The organism is Mycobacterium paraintracellulare, assembly GCF_000276825.1.
Lineage (GTDB): Bacteria > Actinomycetota > Actinomycetes > Mycobacteriales > Mycobacteriaceae > Mycobacterium > Mycobacterium intracellulare.
On sequence record NC_016948.1, the window covers coordinates 650,903 to 667,434 of the forward strand.

Below are 16,532 nucleotides of genomic sequence, written 5' to 3' on the forward strand. Positions count from 1 at the left end.
CAAGGAGCGCGCAATCGACCCTAGCGTGGCGACGGTGAGCGCCGGAAGCGGCGCGAGCAAGGAGCGCGCAATCGACCCTAGCGTGAACGCCGCGGGCTCGGACAGCCATGATGTCAACATGTCCGGCGGGCCTCGAAACCAGACGAAGTCCTCGGCGAGCGCACAAGGACTCTGCGAGTTCATCGACGCGTCGCCGTCGCCGTTTCACGTCTGCGCCACGGTGGCCGCCCGGCTGAACGCCGCCGGGTACACCGAACTGAGCGAGGCTCAACGCTGGCCGTCGGTGCCCGGGCGCTACTTCACGGTGCGGGCGGGTTCGCTGGTCGCCTGGAATTCGGCGGGAGCCGATGGGCCGTTCCGGATCGTCGGAGCGCACACCGACAGCCCCAACCTCAGGGTCAAGCAGCACCCCGATCGGGTGGTCGCCGGCTGGCGGGTGGTGGCGCTCGAGCCGTACGGGGGCGCGTGGCTCAACTCCTGGCTGGACCGCGATCTGGGAATCAGCGGGCGCCTGTCGGTGCGGGCGAAGGATCAAAGCACCGGGATCGCGCACCGCCTGATCCGGATCGACGAGCCGATCCTTCGCGTGCCGCAGCTGGCCATCCACCTGGCCGAGGATCGCAAGTCGCTGACGCTGGACCCACAGCGACACCTCAACGCGGTGTGGGGCGTCGGCGAGACGGCGCGGTCCTTCGTCGATTATGTCGCCGAGCGCGCCGAAGTGGCGCCCACCGACGTGCTGGCCGCAGACCTGATGACGCACGACCTGACTCCCTCGACGGTGATCGGCGCCTCGGACAACGGGATCGCGGACCTGCTGAGCGCGCCCCGGCTGGACAACCAGGCCAGCTGCTACGCGGGACTGGAAGCGCTGCTGGCATGGGAGCAGGGCGCGGGCTACCTGCCGGTGTTGGTGCTCTTTGATCACGAGGAGGTCGGCTCGTCCTCGGACCACGGCGCGCAATCGGACTTGTTGGGCACCGTCCTGGAACGAATTGTGCTGGCGGCGGGCGGCACCCGGGAGGACTACCTGCGCCGGCTGCCCGCGTCGCTGCTGGCCTCCGCGGACATGGCGCATGCCACCCACCCCAATTACCCGGAGCGGCACGAGCCCGGCCACCCGATCGCCGTCAACGCGGGGCCGGTGCTCAAGGTGCACCCGAACCTGCGCTACGCCACCGACGGCCGCACCGCCGCGGCCTTCGCGCTGGCCTGTCGGCAGGCCGGGGTGCCGTTGCAGCGCTACGAGCACCGGGCCGACCTGCCGTGCGGATCGACGATCGGGCCGTTGACCTCTGCGCGCACCGGCATCCCGACCGTCGACGTCGGCGCCGCGCAGTTGGCGATGCACTCCGCCCGCGAGCTGATGGGCGCGCACGACGTGGCCGCCTATTCGGCGGCGATGCACGCGTTCTTGTCGCCGGCCTGACGGCCTAATCGGGCTTGGTCGTGGCCGCGCCGTGCAGGATCGCGTCGAGCAGCCCATCGAAAGTTCGCGGTCCCTCCGCAGCGAAATCGGTTGCGCCCCCGTGGGTTAACGCGCGAAACAGCATGGTGCCGATCAGCGCCTCGGCGATCGCGTCGAGGTCGGCGGCGGCGCTCAGTTCCTCGTCCCGGACGGCCCGGCGAAGTCGCGTCGTCAACCCGTCCAGCTGGGGCGCGCTGAGCTGCTGGTAGAGATCGTCGCCATCGGCCGGGCGGGCGGCCGCCGCGGCGATGAGCGCCCGCACCAACGCGGCGTTCGACGGCCGCGCCAGGAAGTCGGCGTGCTCGCGCAGCCACGCCTGTAGGTCGGCGCGCAGGTCCCCGGTCTCGGCGACGGGAAATGATCCGGTTCCGCCGTACGTCTCCAGGACGGCCTCGGCGACGAGCGGGGCTTTCGATGGCCAGCGCCGGTAGAGGGTCTTCTTCCCCACGCCGGCGCGCGCCGCGATGCTTTCCATCGACAACTCGGCGTAGCCGCCGGTGGTCAGGAGTTCGCGGGTGGCATCGAGGATCGCGTGATGCAGCCGGGTGTCGCGGGGCCGGCCGGCCCGCTCGTCTGACATGTGGGCCGAGCCTAGGTGCGGCCGGTTGCGGCGGCGAACCGATTCGGGACTGGCGGGCGGGCGTGCGCTCGGGTTACCTTCACCGGGACAAGTGTAGGAAACGATACGTGTCGTTTCTATGCCGGTGATCCGTGACGAAGGAGTCCACCCATGAATGCCCCCGCGTTGTCGGTGCCCACGACCTGGGATGACATCTCGCCGCAGTGGATGTCTGCGGCGCTGGCCGCCGCGCATCCCGGCGTCGAGGTGGACACGGTCACCGTGGAGGTTCGCGACGACGGCACCAACCGGCGCGCCCGCCTGGGGGTGACCTACCGCAACGGCAGCGGACCGGCGTCGGTGTTCGTCAAGGCCGCCGACCCCGACCACAAGGAACTGATCCGCATGACCAGCGGCATGTTTCACGAGCCGCGGCTGTTCACCTGCGGGGTCGATCTGCCCCTCGAGCACCCCCGCGTCTACACCGCGTTGATCGACGAGGACGCCTACGACTTCGTGATGGTCATGGAAGACCTCACCGCGCGCGGCGCCGGTCCCCGCGACGCCACCAGGCCGATGACCGTCGAGCAGGTCGCCACCGGCGTGCGCGGCCTGGCCCGCATGCACGGACGGTACTGGGGCCAACGGGTTCTGACCGAGCCGGCGCTCGATTGGCTCGAGCCGTTCCTGCCCTGGGACGGCATGGAAATGGCGCCGCTGCCGGCCGCGCTGGAACGCCTCGGCCCGGACGCCCCCGAGCAGGTGACCTCGCTGACCATCGACGCGCTGATCGAATCGATCTGGAAGCCCTACATCAGAACGCTGACCGCGTCGCCGCAGACCCTGCTGCACGGCGATCCGCACATCGGCAACACCTATCTGCTGCCCAGCGACGAGGTGGGGTTCCTCGACTGGCAGGTGGCCCGGCGCGGCAACTGGTCACTCGACCTGGGCTACTTCCTGCAGGGCGCCCTGACCGTCGAGGATCGCCGCCGCAGCGAGCGCGATCTCCTCGAGGAGTACCGCGGTGCGCTCGGCCTGCCGAAAGCGGAGATGCCGAGCCCCGATGAGGTCTGGCTGCGGTACCGGGCCTCGGTGGCGCACGGGCTGACCCTGTGGCTGTGCACCGCCAGCGCCGGGGAGCTCTGGCAGCGCCCCGACATCGCGCTCGCGCTGGCCCAACGGTATTCGTTCGCCTACGCCGACCTGGATACGGCCGCGGCGCTGGCCGAGATCGCCGGCTAGAGGCGCTTGGCCAGCAGCTGTTCCGCCATCTCGGCGCCCTTGCGGCTGTCTGATTGCGCCTTGCGGAACAACTCGGCCACGTCCTTGTCCCTGGCGCGCTCGGCGTCCTGGATGTAGGTCTCTAACCGCAACGCGTTGTCGAGGCACTTCTCGGTGTACCAAATCAGGTTGTAGTTCTTGTCTTTGGTGCCGGTGATGTGTCCGGTTTCAACTGTCATTTCGTACTCCGGTTGATTGATCTTCGGACACTGTGCGGCTACCCGCCGACTACAGGTGCAAACGTTCGTCGCGCCCGGTAGGGCGGCGAGAGCGCCTTGCCGATGTCCAGCCCTAGACTGTGTCCCGTGACTGTCTCCGGGACGAGTGCGCGCACCCACGCGATCGACACCGTCGAGCACGCCGCCTCCACCCCCGACGAGCCGCAGCCGTTCGGTGAGCTGGGCCTCAAAGACGACGAATACCAGCGCATTCGCGAGATCCTGGGGCGTCGCCCCACCGACACCGAACTGGCGATGTACTCGGTGATGTGGAGCGAGCACTGCTCGTACAAGTCGTCCAAGGTGCACCTGCGCTACTTCGGCGAGACCACCACCGACGAGATGCGCGCCGGCATGCTGGCCGGAATCGGCGAGAACGCGGGCGTCGTCGACATCGGCGACGGCTGGGCAGTCACCTTCAAGGTGGAATCGCACAACCATCCCTCCTACGTCGAGCCGTACCAGGGCGCGGCCACCGGTGTCGGCGGCATCGTCCGCGACATCATGGCGATGGGCGCGCGGCCGGTCGCGGTGATGGACCAGCTTCGGTTCGGCGCGGCCGACGCGCCGGACACCCGCCGCGTGGTCGACGGCGTGGTCCGCGGCATCGGCGGCTACGGCAACTCGTTGGGTCTGCCCAACATCGGCGGTGAGACCGTCTTCGACGCGTGCTACGCCGGCAACCCGTTGGTGAACGCCATGTGCGTCGGGGTGTTGCGCCAGGAGGACCTGCATCTGGCGTTCGCCTCGGGCGCCGGCAACAAGATCATCCTGTTCGGGGCGCGCACGGGGCTGGACGGCATCGGCGGCGTGTCGGTGCTGGCGTCGGACACCTTCGACGCCGAGAACTCGCGCAAGAAACTGCCGTCGGTCCAAGTGGGCGACCCGTTCATGGAGAAGGTGCTCATCGAGTGCTGCCTCGAGCTGTACGCCGGGCACCTGGTGGTCGGCATACAGGACCTGGGTGGTGCCGGATTATCCTGTGCCACTTCGGAATTAGCGTCGGCTGGCGACGGTGGCATGGCGATCCAGCTCGAGAACGTGCCGCTGCGCACCACCGGCATGACGCCCGCGGAGATCCTGTGCAGCGAGTCCCAGGAGCGGATGTGTGCGGTGGTCACCCCGGAGAACGTCGACGCCTTCCTGGCGGTATGCCGCAAGTGGGACGTGCTGGCCACCGTGATCGGCGAGGTGACCGACGGCGACCGGCTGCGGATCACCTGGCACGGTCAGACCGTGGTCGACGTGCCGCCGCGCACGGTCGCCCACGAGGGCCCCGTCTACCAGCGTCCGGTCGCTCGCCCCGACACCCAGGACGCCCTGAACGCCGACGCCTCGACGCGGCTGCCGCGGCCCGCCACCGGCGACGAGCTGCGCGCGACTTTGCTTGCCCTGCTGGGCAGCCCGCATCTGTGCAGCCGCGCGTTCATCACCGAGCAGTACGACCGGTACGTGCGGGGCAACACCGTGCTGGCCGAGCACGCCGATGGCGGCATGCTCCGCGTCGACGAGGTCACCGGCCGCGGTATCGCGCTGTCGACCGACGCGTCCGGCCGCTACACCAAGCTGGATCCCTACGCCGGCGCCCAACTCGCCCTGGCCGAGGCCTACCGCAACGTCTCCGTCACCGGCGCCACCCCGGTCGCGGTGACCAACTGCCTCAACTTCGGGTCGCCCGAAGACCCCGGCGTGATGTGGCAGTTCTCCCAGGCGGTGCGGGGCCTGGCCGAAGGCTGTGCGGCCCTGGGGATTCCGGTCACCGGCGGCAACGTCAGCTTCTACAACCAGACCGGGTCGACGGCGATCCTGCCCACCCCGGTGGTCGGGGTCCTCGGCGTCATCGACGACGTCGGTCGCCGCATCCCCACCGGCCTGGGCACCGAGCCGGGCGAAACGCTGATGCTGCTGGGCGATACGCGCGACGAGTTCGACGGATCGGTGTGGGCGCAGGTGACCGCCGATCACCTGGGCGGGTTACCGCCCAAGGTCGACCTGGACCGCGAAAGGCTGCTGGCCGAGGTGTTGCGCTCGGCGTCGCGCGACGGCCTGGTGTCCGCGGCGCACGACCTGTCCGAAGGCGGCCTCGCCCAAGCCGTCGTCGAGGCCGCCCTGGCCGGTGAAACCGGTTGTCGCATCGTGCTTCCCGAGGGTGCCGATCCGTTCGTGCAGTTGTTCTCCGAGTCGGCCGGCCGCGTGCTGGTGGCGGTGCCGCGCACCGAGGAGAGCCGGTTCCGTTCGATGTGCGAGGCGCGCGGTCTGCCGGCGGTGCGCATCGGCGTCGTCGACCAGGCCTCCGACGAGGTGGAGGTCCAGGGACTGTTCACGGTTTCCCTCGCCGAACTGCGCGAGACCTCCGAGTCGGTGCTGCCGCGGCTCTTCGGATGAGCGCCAGCATCGAATCCTGATGCCTGCCAGGCGTTCTCGTCAAGCTTACGCCCTGTCTTTGGCCGCCGCCCTGGTCGGTTGGAGCTTCGCCGGCCCGCGGCTGCCGGCCCGGTGGCGGGTGGCGCTGCAGGCCGGCCTGGGGGGCGCGCTGGTGCTGGTGACGCGGGCCCCGCTGGGCCTGGGGCCGCCACGGTTGTGGGCCGGGCTGCGGCTGGGGTCGGCGGTCGCGTTCTCGGCGGCGAGCACGGTGGCCGCGACCACCCGCCTGCCACCGGTGCGCCAATCGATGGCCGTCCGGGAAACGCCCGCCTCCGCGCCGGACTGGCTGCTGGTGCGGATACCCGTGGGCACGGTGTGGTCCGAGGAGTCCGCCTTCCGCGCGGCGCTGGCCACCGCCGGCTCCGCGGCGTTCGGCAGACGCGGCGGAAGGGTGCTGCAAGCCATCGCTTTCGGCCTCTCGCACATCCCCGATGCCCGCGCGACCGGTGAGCCCGTGGCGGCCACCGTGCTGGTCACCGGCATCGGCGGTTGGCTGTTCGGTTGGCTGGCCGATCGCACCGGCAGCCTCGCCGCACCGATGCTGGCCCACCTTGCCATCAACGAGGCCGGCGCCCTCGCGGTGTTGGCCGCGAGGTCTCGGGGCGCCGTCAGGGGTTGATGGTGTAGTCACCCAGTTGGCGGCCCCACACGAAGTCGACCGCGAGCGGTGAACCGACCTCGAAGTGGTTGTAGGGAGCCATGCTCGCGCCGGTGTCCATGACCAGGAACGGGGCGGGCCACAGTTCTCGCGTGATCTTCTGCCAGCACCCCGGTGTCCCACCCGGTCCGCCGCGGGCGTTGGTTCGGGGCAGGTTCTCCGGCCAGATGTACGGATTGGGTGCGCCGGCGATAGCGCCCGAGGCGTGGGCGCCCAGCGAGTACCCGTTGTCGCCGAGCGCGTTGTGGACCCTGGGCGCGACTTCGTCGAAATTGTGGATGGTGCAATAGATTTCGGGGCTGTACTCGTCGAGCAGCTGGCTGCTTCCCACCAAATCCGCGGCACCGCGCGCGAAGTACGGCCCCGCGTGACCGAGAACATCCGCGCCGGCGTTGCCCAATCCCGCGGCCGCCAGCAGCGCTTGATCCAGATCGCGTTGCTGGCGGTTGAGCGTGCGCGCTGCGGTCACCGCGTGGTCCAGCGCGTCCCATAGGTCGGGGGAGGCGTGCGCATAAGTGTCGCCGAGGGCCGCCAGCTGCGCTATGTCGGTGCGCAGCGCCGGCATCCGGGGGTTCACGTCGTCGAGGATGGCGTTGCCGTCGATCAGCGACCGGCCGAGCTTTTCACCCAGTCCGGTCAACGCCTGCGCGGCCGCGCTGAGCGTCAGGTTCACTTTGACCGGATCGACCTTCTCGGCGATCGAGGTGACCGTTTCGAACAAGGTGTTGAACTCGGTTGTCACCGAAGTCGCGTCGATCACGATGGATGGCGTGATCGAATGCGCCGCAGGGTGATTCGGCGCGCTGAGCGCAACGTACTTGTTGCCGAACACCGTGGTCGCTTTGATGTCGGCGGCGACGTTGGCCGGAATCCGCTTGACGTACTTCGGGGTGATGTCCAGCACCACTTTCGCGGCCGGCTTGCCGCGATGGGTGACCTCCGAAAGGCTCGACACGCGGCCGATCTGGACCCCGTTGTAGGTGACCTTGGACCCGGGGTCCATCACCAGCCCCGCCCGCGGGGCCACCATCGTCAATTGCGTAATGGGCGTGAGGTCGCCCCGGAACTGCCCATACAGCAGCAACACGATCAGCGCCATGACCACGATCGTCACCAGGCCGACGGTCTTGTACGGTGGCCGCTCCCGCAAGCGACGGGGCTCCATGGTTTTGAGACCCTAGGGTATGGCGCCGCGCGACAAGGCCGATCCGGCCAAGACCCGGCAGGCCGTGTTGGCCGTGGCGCAATGGTTGGCTGACGAAACCACTCCGGCACCGAGCCGTGACGAATTGGCGGCGGCCGTGCGGCTCACCGCCCGCACCCTGGCCGCGGTGGCGCCGGGACGAAGCGTGGAGCTGCGGATCCCGCCGTTCGCGGCGGTGCAATGCGTCGCCGGCCCCACGCACACCCGCGGCACTCCGCCGAATGTGGTGGAGACCGATCCGCGGACCTGGCTGCTGCTGGCCACCGGCAAGTTGTCGTTCGCCGAGGCGAAGGGCACCGGTACGCTGCGTCTTTCCGGCTCCCGAGCCGGTGAGATTGACCACTGCCTGCCGTTGTTCGATGTGGGCTGAATGCAACCCTGAACTGCATCTTTAGGGTTTGGTGCGGGTATTTCGTCGCTCAACACGCCTGGTGGATTCGGCGGCTCGGCCCCGGTGCCCGTAGACTCCCTAGCGTCACCAACCGTTCCCCGGGGAGCCGCCGAATCGTGACCGCCCAAGAGCCCGACGAGGACTTCAACGCACCCCGTGAGGAATGCGGCGTATTCGGGGTCTGGGCCCCGGGCGAGGACGTCGCCAAACTCACCTATTACGGCTTGTACGCGCTGCAGCATCGCGGGCAGGAAGCCGCCGGTATCGCCGTCGCCGACGGGTCGCAGGTGCTGGTCTTCAAGGACTTGGGTTTGGTCAGCCAGGTGTTCGACGAGCAGACGCTGGGCGCCATGCCGGGCCACGTCGCCATCGGGCACTGCCGGTACTCCACCACCGGCGACACCACCTGGGAGAACGCGCAGCCGGTGTTCCGCAACACCGCGGCCGGCACCGGGGTTGCGTTGGGGCACAACGGGAATCTGGTCAACACCGCCGAACTCGCCGCCCGCGCCCGCGATGAGGGCCTGATCGCCAAACGCGCCCCGGCCCCGGCGACGACGGACTCCGACATCCTGGGCGCGCTGCTGGCCCACGGCGCCGCCGACTCCACGTTGGAGCAGGCGGCGCTGGACCTGCTGCCGACCGTGCGCGGCGCGTTCTGTTTGACCTTCATGGACGAGAACACCCTGTACGCGTGCCGCGATCCGCATGGGGTGCGGCCCCTTTCGCTCGGACGGCTGGACCGCGGCTGGGTGGTGGCCTCCGAAACGGCCGCGCTCGACATCGTCGGCGCCTCGTTCGTGCGCGACATCGAGCCGGGTGAATTGCTGGCGATCGACGCCGACGGCGTCCGCTCCACGCGTTTCGCCAACCCCACCCCCAAGGGCTGCGTCTTCGAGTACGTGTACCTGGCCCGGCCCGACAGCACGATCGCCGGCCGGTCCGTGCACGCGACCCGGGTGGAAATCGGCCGCCGGTTGGCCCGTGAACGCCCCGTGGAGGCCGACCTGGTGATCGGCGTGCCCGAGTCCGGCACCCCGGCGGCCGTCGGCTACGCGCAGGAGTCGGGCATCCCCTACGGCCAGGGCCTGATGAAGAACGCCTACGTCGGGCGCACCTTCATCCAGCCGTCCCAGACCATCCGCCAACTCGGTATCCGGCTGAAGCTCAACCCGCTTCGCGAGGTGATCCGCGGCAAGCGGCTCATCGTCGTCGACGACTCCATTGTGCGCGGCAACACCCAGCGCGCGCTGTTGCGGATGCTGCGCGAGGCCGGCGCCGTCGAGGTGCACGTGCGCATCGCGTCGCCCCCGGTCAAGTGGCCCTGCTTCTACGGCATCGACTTCCCGTCGCCGGCCGAATTGATCGCGAACGCGGTCGAAGACAAAAAGGAGATGCTCGAGGCGGTGCGACACGCCATCGGTGCCGACTCGCTGGGCTATATCTCGCTGCGCGGCCTGGTCGCGGCCTCCGAACAGCCGGCCTCGCGGTTGTGCACCGCCTGCTTCGACGGCCAGTATCCGATCGAGCTGCCCGAGGAGACCGCGCTGGGCAAGAACGTCATCGAGCACATGCTCGCCAACGCCGCGCGCGGTGCCGGGCTCGACGATCTCGCGGCCGACGAAGTGCCGGTGGTGCACTGACTCGGTTGCGCTCCTTCGCCGACGTTTGATACCGGCGGTCAGCGCCGCCCGGTAGCCTTTATCGCGATGACGGATCCCGGAAAGAGCCCCGCGCGCCACGCAGGCAGTCAGGGCATCACCTACGCGTCGGCCGGGGTGGATATCGAAGCCGGCGATCGCGCCGTCGAACTGTTCAAGCCGCTGGCGACGAAGGCCACGCGACCCGAGGTGCGGGGCGGCTTGGGCGGATTCGCCGGCTTGTTCGCGTTACGCGGCGACTACCGCGAGCCGTTGCTCGCGGCCTCCACCGATGGCGTCGGAACCAAGCTGGCGGTCGCGCAGGCGATGGACAAGCACGACACCGTCGGGCTGGACCTGGTGGCGATGGTGGTCGACGACCTCGTGGTGTGCGGCGCGGAGCCGCTGTTCCTGCAGGACTACATCGCCGTCGGCCGCACCGTGCCGGAACGGTTGAGCGCCATCGTCAGTGGCATCGCCGAAGGGTGCGTGCGGGCCGGCTGCGCGTTGCTCGGCGGTGAGACGGCCGAACACCCCGGCCTGATGGAACCGGACCACTACGACATCTCGGCCACCGGCATCGGGGTCGTCGAGGCCGACGACGTGCTGGGGCCCGATCGGGTCAAACCCGGCGACGTCATCATCGCGATGGGATCGTCGGGCCTGCACTCCAACGGGTATTCGCTGGCCCGCACGGTGCTCCTCGAGATCGACCGGATGAACCTGGAAGGCTACGTCGAAGAGTTCGGCCGCACCCTGGGGGAAGAGCTGCTCGAGCCCACGCGCATCTACGCCAAGGACTGTCTCGCGCTGTGTGCCGAAACCCACGTCCGCACCTTCTGCCACGTCACCGGCGGTGGACTGGCCGGAAACCTGGCGCGCGTCATCCCGCACGGGCTGGTCGCCGAAATGGACCGCGGCACCTGGACACCCGCGCCGGTGTTCGCCATGATCGCTCAGCGCGGCCGGGTGACACGCGAAGAGATGGAGAAGACGTTCAACATGGGCGTCGGCATGATCGCCGTCGTGGCCCCGGAAGACACCGACCGCGCGTTGGCCATCCTGACCGCACGGCACCTGGATTGCTGGGTGTTGGGCACGGTCGGCAAAGGTGGAAAGGCGGGCCCGCGGGCCAAGCTCGTCGGTCAGCACCCGAGATTCTGAGGGCCCCGGACTTCAGCTGAACTGATGCGGCGCCGGTGCTCGAGGCATCGGCGCCGAGGCGTTGGTTCTAGCGCCGCCAGCTGTCCTGGTCGTCCCAGGATCCGTCGGCGCCGTCGGTGTCCAGTTCCGTGGGCTCGTCGGAGCCAGTCCCGGACAGCTCTTGCTGAAGCCGCTGGAAGTCGGTCTGCGGAGAACTGTATTTGAGTTCTCGAGCAACCTTGGTCTGCTTTGCCTTAGCCCGGCCGCGGCCCATGGGGGAACCCCCTCGCGCAATAACGGAGCGGCCTAACGAGTAGGCGGCTCCGATCTCCTGGTGTCGTATTGTCCTGCCAACAGTTTACCGTGCCCCGCCAGTGGGCGTCGGTGCCCCCTGCTCGCTGTGGCGGACGTTACCGTTCATTATCCCGCACCGCCCCGCAACCGTTCAACGGCCAGTCGCCCGGCGCCGATCTGTTCGGTGGGAGGCAGGGAATCGACGTCGATCACGGCGGCGACCGCGGCCTCCGGACCGGTCGCCAATTCCGTCTCGGCGGGCAATCCGCGCTTGAGCAGCGCCAGCGCGATCGGTCCGAGGTCGACGTGATCGACCACGGTGCCGAGGCGGCCGACGGCACGTCCACCGGCCAGCACCGGGTCGCCCGTTGACGGCCGTTCCACCGAGCCGTCCAGGTGCAGCAACACCAGCATCCGGGGTGGCCTGCCCAGGTTGTGCACCCGCGCGACGGTCTCTTGCCCGCGGTAACAGCCTTTGTCCAGATGAACGGCGCCCTCGCCGGGGCCGCCGATCCAACCAACCTCGTGCGGGATCGTGCGTTCATCGGTGTCGACGCCGAGCCGTGGCCGCACTGCCGCGACCCGGTGGGCTTCGTAGGCCCACACGCCGCCGGGCCGCACCCCGGCCTGCGACAACCGGTTTCGCCAGTCACCGGCGTCGCCGCGCGGAACCACCAGGTCCAGTTCGACCGACCCGGCAGGCGTGCCGGGCATCCGTCGCACGAACCCGCCGTCGAGGGGAACCGCGGACAGCTCGGCGGGCAGCGCATCCACTCCGAGCGCGTCGAGGATCGTTTGGTCGGCCAACCGCGGGCCCAGCAACGAGAGCACGGCCAGATCGGCGTCGCTCGGGGTGACCTCGGACCAGAACACCATCTTGCGCAGGTATTCCAAAAGCGGCTCGGCGCGCCACGGTTCGGTGTCGAGGTAGGTGGTGCCCCCGAGCTCGGTCTGGATCCAGTGGTCCTCGACGCGGCCCTGACCGTCCAGGCTCAGATTCTGCGTGCTGGCGCCCTCGGGCAGGTTGCTGACGTGCTGCGTCGAAATGCTGTGCAACCACGTCTGGCGATCGTTACCGGTCAAGGTGAGCACACCGCGGTGGGAGCGGTCGACCACGATCGCGTCGGTTTCGGCCGCGCGTTGCTCGCCCAGCGGGTCACCGTAATGCCAGACGGCGCCGGCGTCGGGTCCGGAATCGGGTGCGGGGACGGGGTGGCTCACACGTCAACTCTACGGCCGTCGAGTGTGCGCCCAACGAGTGTGCAGCTCGCCGCACGTTCGTTGACGACTGTGCGGCCGGCTTCACATTCGGCCTGGGAGCGGTGAGCCGATAGGCTTCTCCACCATGGCTGGCCGTAACGGTGTGATCGTCACGCTGGACGGCGAAATCCATTCGCCGGACGCGCCGCTGTTGCACGCCGACGACCTGGCGGCGGTGCGCGGCGACGGCGTCTTCGAGACGCTGTTGGTGCGCGACGGCCGGGCCTGTCTGATCGAATCGCATCTGCAGCGGCTGACCCAGTCGGCCGTGCTGACCGATCTGCCCGCCCCGGATCTGCCGCGCTGGCGTAGTGCGATCGAGGCGGCCACCCGGCGGTGGTGCGCGGGCACCGCGGACGAAGGCGCGATGCGGCTGATCTACAGCCGTGGCCGGGAGGGCGGTTCGACGCCGACGGCCTACGTCATGGTCAACGGCGTTCCCGAACGCGTCACCGCGGTCCGACGCGACGGACTGGCGGCCATCACCCTCGATCGCGGCCTGCCCGCCACGGGCGTCGACGCGATGCCGTGGCTGCTGGCCGGCGCCAAGACGCTGTCCTACGCGGTGAACATGGCCGCCCTGCGCCACGCCGCCCGCCAGGATGCCGGTGACGTCATCTTCGTCAGCACGGACGGCTACATCCTGGAGGGCCCACGCTCGACCGTCGTGATCGCCACCGACTCCGATGCACCCGAGGGCACGCCGTGCCTGCTGACGCCCCCGCCGTGGTATCCGATTCTGCGCGGTACCACCCAGCAGGCCCTGTTCGAGGTGGCCCGGGCAAAGGGGTACGACTGCGACTACCGGGCGCTGCGCGTCGCGGATCTGGTTGCTGCGCAAGGTGTTTGGCTGATCTCGAGCATGACGTTGGCCGCCCGGGTGCATACCCTCAACGGATTGCCGCTGCCGCGGTCGCCGATGGCGGCGGACTTCGCCGAATTGGTCGACGCCGCCATCGTCAGCGATCGCTGAGCGCTGAATCCTGTTGTCGCCTCTGGGATTCGCGGGTACGGTCGGCCGTACACAAGGAAGGAGGTGGTCCGAGAAATTGATAGCTTCATGGACATGTGAGGTGGCTGCGCGCTAGCTGCATCGGCTCGGAAGAGCTGGCGATACAGATGCGCTGGCGAATTCCCCGCAGTCACCCGGCCCCCGAGCTTCCGGTTTTGTCCGACCTGGAATACGGCTCGGGGGCTGCTCCATGTCGGCGGCCGCTACTGAGCTGCTAGCCGGCGAACCGGGACAACCGCGCCGAAAGATGCGGCACCAGGCCGCCGTCGGCGTCGACCCGCTCCTCGACATAGGCCAGATCGCCGCCCTCGACGATGCCGTAGAGCCGTTTGGCGCCGCCGACCAGCACGCCGGATCTGCTGCGGGCCAGCGCATCGGTCACCAGCTCCCACGACGACTGGGTGCGCGGGCGCCCGTAGAACAATTCGACATAGCCCGCCGAATGGGCCAACAGCAGCTCGATCGCCTGGGATTCGCTGGGGTCGTCGGGATCGTTGACGAAGCGCCAGAAACCGGTCTCACGCAGATCGCGCTCCTGGTAATCGCCCGTCGCGCTCAGCCGCCAGGAGCGCGATTCCCAGTTGAGATAGTCGCCGCCGTCGTGAGAGACCACGATCTGCTGGCCGAACCGGTAGTCGCCGTCGTGGCCGCGGCCCTCGCCTTCGCCGCGCCACACGCCGACCAGCGGCAGCAACGCCAGCAGCGCGTCATTGAGATTCGCGCCCTCGCGCAGGTTGGCGGTGTCGGCGGGCAGGGGCAGGTCATCGAAGGACGGGATGTTGCGGCCGGCGGTCACCTTGGCGCGCTCAGCGGCGGCGGCCACCGCCCGGTCGCCGGAACTAGCCGCACTCAACGGTTCGTCGGAGGTCATGGTCGCTCCTCCCCATCGCTGCGCTCTGGATCGTCGCCGGCGGGGGTCATGTGCGCCGCTCCTCCCCATCGCTGCGCTCTGGATCGTCGCCGACGGGGGTCATGTGCGCCGCTCCTCCCCATCGCTGCGCTCTGGATCGTCGCCGGCGCGCGTCACGACTCGTCAGTGATGAGCCGGTAGAGGGTGTAGAGGGCGAACCATGAAATCACCACGACCGCCACAACCAGCATGATCTCGAAGAACAGCACCACGGGGACAAGTCTATTCGTCCCGTCGCGGCACAGTCGCGGGCAGCTGGCCGATCAGGCGATCTTGACGTCGACCTCGTGGATGCCGGCGCCCGACGGCGTCACGACGGCGTTCCCGTTGCCGGCCGCCGACAGCGCGCGCAGCGTCCAGGATCCGGGAGCGGCGAAGAACCGGAAGTCACCGGTGGCCGAGGCCACCACCTCGGCGGTGAACTCGTCCGACGAGTCCAGCAATCGGACGAACGCGCCACCCACTGCCTGGCCATCGCCGTCCACGACGCGGCCGGTGATCACCGTTTCCTTTTCCAGGTCGACGCTGGCGGGCAACGTCAGTCCTTGCTTCGGTGCAGAGCACATATCAGCTTCCCAACTCGATCGGGGCCCCCACCAGGGAGCCGTATTCCGTCCAACTGCCGTCGTAGTTCTTGACATTCCTGTGCCCGAGCAATTCGTAGAGAACGAACCAGGTGTGCGACGACCGCTCGCCGATGCGGCAGTAGGCGATCGTTTCTTTGTCGCCGTCCAGGCCGGCCGCGGCGTACAGCTCGGCCAGCTCCTCGTCGGACTTGAAGGTGCCGTCCTCGTTGGCGGCCTTGCTCCAGGGCACGTTGATGGCGCCCGGGATGTGGCCGGGCCGCTGGCTTTGTTCCTGCGGCAAATGCGCGGGCGCCAGGATCTTGCCGGAAAACTCGTCGGGGGAGCGCACGTCGACAAGGTTCTTGACGTTGATGGCCGCGATGACGTCGTCGCGGAACGCCCGGATGCTGTTGTCCGGTGCGGCCGCCGTGTACGACGTCGCGGGCCTGCTGACGGCATCGCTGGACAGTGCGCGGCCGTCGAGCTCCCACTTCTTGCGGCCGCCGTCGAGCAGCTTGACCTTCTCGTGGCCGTACAGCTTGAAGTACCAGTACGCGTAGGCGGCGAACCAGTTGTTGTTGCCGCCGTAGAGGATCACGGTGTCGTCATTGGAGATGCCGCGCTCGCTGAGCAGTTTCGAGAACTGCTGGGCGTCGACGAAGTCGCGCTTGACCGTGTCCTGCAAATCGGAGCGCCAGTCCAGCTTGATCGCGCCGGGGATGTGGCCGGCGTCGTAAGCGCTGGTGTCCTCGTCGACTTCGACAAAGACGACGCCGGACGCGTCGAGATTGCTCTCAGCCCAGTCGGTCGAGACCAGGACGTCGGAGCGTGCCATGGAGTGGGTCCTTTCGATCACTTTTGGTTACAGCAGGTCAGGTGGGGCGCGCGCCGCCTCGCAAGCGGGCCACCAGTGGGTAGAGCTGGCAGCCCAGGCAGATTCCGAAGGCCGCGTTGAGGAACGCGGCCGCCAGGGCGGCCGCGGTGGCGATGACGCCGACCAGGACGGCACCGGCGGCGAAACCGGCCGTACCCAGTACGGCGAAGATCAGGCCGACCAGTTGGGCGAACTTCAGCGGCGCGGCGGGTTCGCGGTCCTGCACCGGGTCCAGCCGGGGCGCGACGACGGCGGCGAATATCCGGCCGTAGGGGTGCTGGCGGGGCCCGGCGACGGCGCCGATGGCGAAGATGACGGCCTGGATGGCAAGGATCGCCGCCGCGGCGGCCGGGCTGACCGCCGACACGACCAGCGTCAGGATCAAGACCCCGGTGGTCACCCACGCGGCAAATCGTGGTCCACGCACGTCGACGAGGTCGGGCTGCGTGGCGGTGTTGCTGCTCGGCAAGGTGTTACTCCTCGAATACCCCTGTTGCTGACGGAAATGACGATGGGAGAGGTGCCACGGTCGGGATCCGGGCCCGCTCCGAGTGCTACGCGAAGGCGCGGCTACTCAGCAGCAACAGCAACAACAACAGCCCGCGGTGCGGCACAGCGCAACTGCGC

General features: G+C 68.9%; 17 protein-coding genes. 8 read left to right on the forward strand and 9 right to left on the reverse strand.

Going from position 1 to position 16,532, the window contains the following annotated elements; all coding sequences use genetic code 11:
* The first annotated feature begins 118 nt into the window (after positions 1–118).
* Entirely contained in the window at positions 119–1,429 is a 1,311-nt protein-coding gene (locus tag OCQ_RS03260) for a M18 family aminopeptidase (RefSeq protein WP_029383871.1), read from the forward strand.
* 4 nt (positions 1,430–1,433) lie between these two features.
* On the opposite strand, the gene OCQ_RS03265 is transcribed toward OCQ_RS03260, so the two are convergent.
* Positions 1,434–2,048 carry a TetR/AcrR family transcriptional regulator gene (locus OCQ_RS03265; protein WP_014383801.1) on the reverse strand — a complete coding sequence of 205 codons (615 nt, stop codon included), beginning with the start codon at positions 2,046–2,048 and terminating at the stop codon, positions 1,434–1,436.
* A gap of 150 nt (positions 2,049–2,198) precedes the next feature.
* Here OCQ_RS03265 and OCQ_RS03270 point away from each other — a divergent pair, with 150 nt between their 5' ends.
* Positions 2,199–3,272, forward strand: coding sequence for a phosphotransferase (locus tag OCQ_RS03270; protein ID WP_014383802.1), 1,074 nt, complete (start codon positions 2,199–2,201; stop codon positions 3,270–3,272).
* On the opposite strand, the gene OCQ_RS03275 is transcribed toward OCQ_RS03270, so the two are convergent.
* Positions 3,269–3,490: a hypothetical protein gene (locus OCQ_RS03275; RefSeq protein ID WP_009951916.1), complete on the reverse strand. Its 222-nt coding sequence runs from the start codon at positions 3,488–3,490 to the stop codon at positions 3,269–3,271. The two genes, OCQ_RS03270 and OCQ_RS03275, sit on opposite strands and share 4 nt — an antisense overlap.
* A gap of 102 nt (positions 3,491–3,592) precedes the next feature.
* Here OCQ_RS03275 and purL point away from each other — a divergent pair, with 102 nt between their 5' ends.
* Together purL and OCQ_RS03285 are read left to right on the forward strand one after the other, a co-directional pair.
* Entirely contained in the window at positions 3,593–5,914 is a 2,322-nt protein-coding gene (gene purL / locus OCQ_RS03280) for a phosphoribosylformylglycinamidine synthase subunit PurL (RefSeq protein ID WP_085977660.1), read from the forward strand.
* 19 nt (positions 5,915–5,933) lie between these two features.
* Entirely contained in the window at positions 5,934–6,572 is a 639-nt protein-coding gene (locus tag OCQ_RS03285) for an Rv0804 family intramembrane glutamic endopeptidase (protein ID WP_179293391.1), read from the forward strand.
* On the opposite strand, the gene OCQ_RS03290 is transcribed toward OCQ_RS03285, so the two are convergent.
* Positions 6,562–7,776 carry an MCE family protein gene (locus OCQ_RS03290; protein ID WP_014381784.1) on the reverse strand — a complete coding sequence of 405 codons (1,215 nt, stop codon included), beginning with the start codon at positions 7,774–7,776 and terminating at the stop codon, positions 6,562–6,564. The genes OCQ_RS03285 and OCQ_RS03290 overlap by 11 nt on opposite strands.
* Positions 7,777–7,795: 19 nt before the next feature.
* Between OCQ_RS03290 and OCQ_RS03295 the strand changes: the two genes are divergently transcribed.
* From OCQ_RS03295 to purM, 3 genes are all read left to right on the forward strand, one after another.
* Positions 7,796–8,185 carry a sterol carrier family protein gene (locus tag OCQ_RS03295; RefSeq protein ID WP_009955028.1) on the forward strand — a complete coding sequence of 130 codons (390 nt, stop codon included), beginning with the start codon at positions 7,796–7,798 and terminating at the stop codon, positions 8,183–8,185.
* Positions 8,186–8,322: 137 nt separating this feature from the next.
* Complete coding sequence (purF, locus tag OCQ_RS03300) at positions 8,323–9,849, forward strand: amidophosphoribosyltransferase (protein ID WP_014381785.1); 1,527 nt, start codon at positions 8,323–8,325, stop codon at positions 9,847–9,849.
* A gap of 66 nt (positions 9,850–9,915) precedes the next feature.
* Complete coding sequence (gene purM / locus OCQ_RS03305; protein ID WP_009955025.1) at positions 9,916–11,010, forward strand: phosphoribosylformylglycinamidine cyclo-ligase; 1,095 nt, start codon at positions 9,916–9,918, stop codon at positions 11,008–11,010.
* A 67-nt stretch (positions 11,011–11,077) separates the two neighbouring features.
* Here the strand turns inward: purM and OCQ_RS03310 are convergent, their stop codons facing one another.
* Both OCQ_RS03310 and ygfZ read right to left on the reverse strand, forming a co-directional pair.
* A complete protein-coding gene (locus OCQ_RS03310) occupies positions 11,078–11,263 on the reverse strand; it encodes a DUF3073 domain-containing protein (RefSeq protein WP_008263905.1) in 186 nt (61 codons plus the stop codon).
* 146 nt (positions 11,264–11,409) lie between these two features.
* The gene (gene ygfZ, locus OCQ_RS03315) at positions 11,410–12,504 is read right to left on the reverse strand and encodes a CAF17-like 4Fe-4S cluster assembly/insertion protein YgfZ (RefSeq protein ID WP_014381786.1); all 1,095 of its coding nucleotides are present in this window, start codon (positions 12,502–12,504) and stop codon (positions 11,410–11,412) included.
* Positions 12,505–12,646: 142 nt separating this feature from the next.
* Here ygfZ and OCQ_RS03320 point away from each other — a divergent pair, with 142 nt between their 5' ends.
* Entirely contained in the window at positions 12,647–13,516 is an 870-nt protein-coding gene (locus tag OCQ_RS03320) for an aminodeoxychorismate lyase (protein ID WP_014383803.1), read from the forward strand.
* Between the two features lie 253 nt (positions 13,517–13,769).
* Here OCQ_RS03320 and OCQ_RS03325 read toward each other — a convergent pair whose 3' ends face one another.
* The 4 genes from OCQ_RS03325 to OCQ_RS03345 all read right to left on the reverse strand — a co-directional run bounded on the left by OCQ_RS03325 (position 13,770) and on the right by OCQ_RS03345 (position 16,374).
* On the reverse strand, positions 13,770–14,426 hold the full coding sequence (locus OCQ_RS03325; protein WP_008263908.1) for an FABP family protein: 657 nt from the start codon (positions 14,424–14,426) through the stop codon (positions 13,770–13,772).
* Between the two features lie 302 nt (positions 14,427–14,728).
* Positions 14,729–15,031, reverse strand: a complete 303-nt coding sequence (locus tag OCQ_RS03335; RefSeq protein ID WP_008263909.1) for a DUF1416 domain-containing protein — start codon at positions 15,029–15,031, stop codon at positions 14,729–14,731.
* 1 nt (position 15,032) lies between these two features.
* Positions 15,033–15,866, reverse strand: a complete 834-nt coding sequence (locus OCQ_RS03340) for a sulfurtransferase (RefSeq protein WP_014383805.1) — start codon at positions 15,864–15,866, stop codon at positions 15,033–15,035.
* 37 nt (positions 15,867–15,903) lie between these two features.
* Positions 15,904–16,374 (reverse strand): DUF4395 domain-containing protein, encoded by a 471-nt coding sequence (locus OCQ_RS03345; RefSeq protein WP_009955018.1) that lies wholly within the window; start codon positions 16,372–16,374, stop codon positions 15,904–15,906.
* Positions 16,375–16,532: the final 158 nt, after the last annotated feature.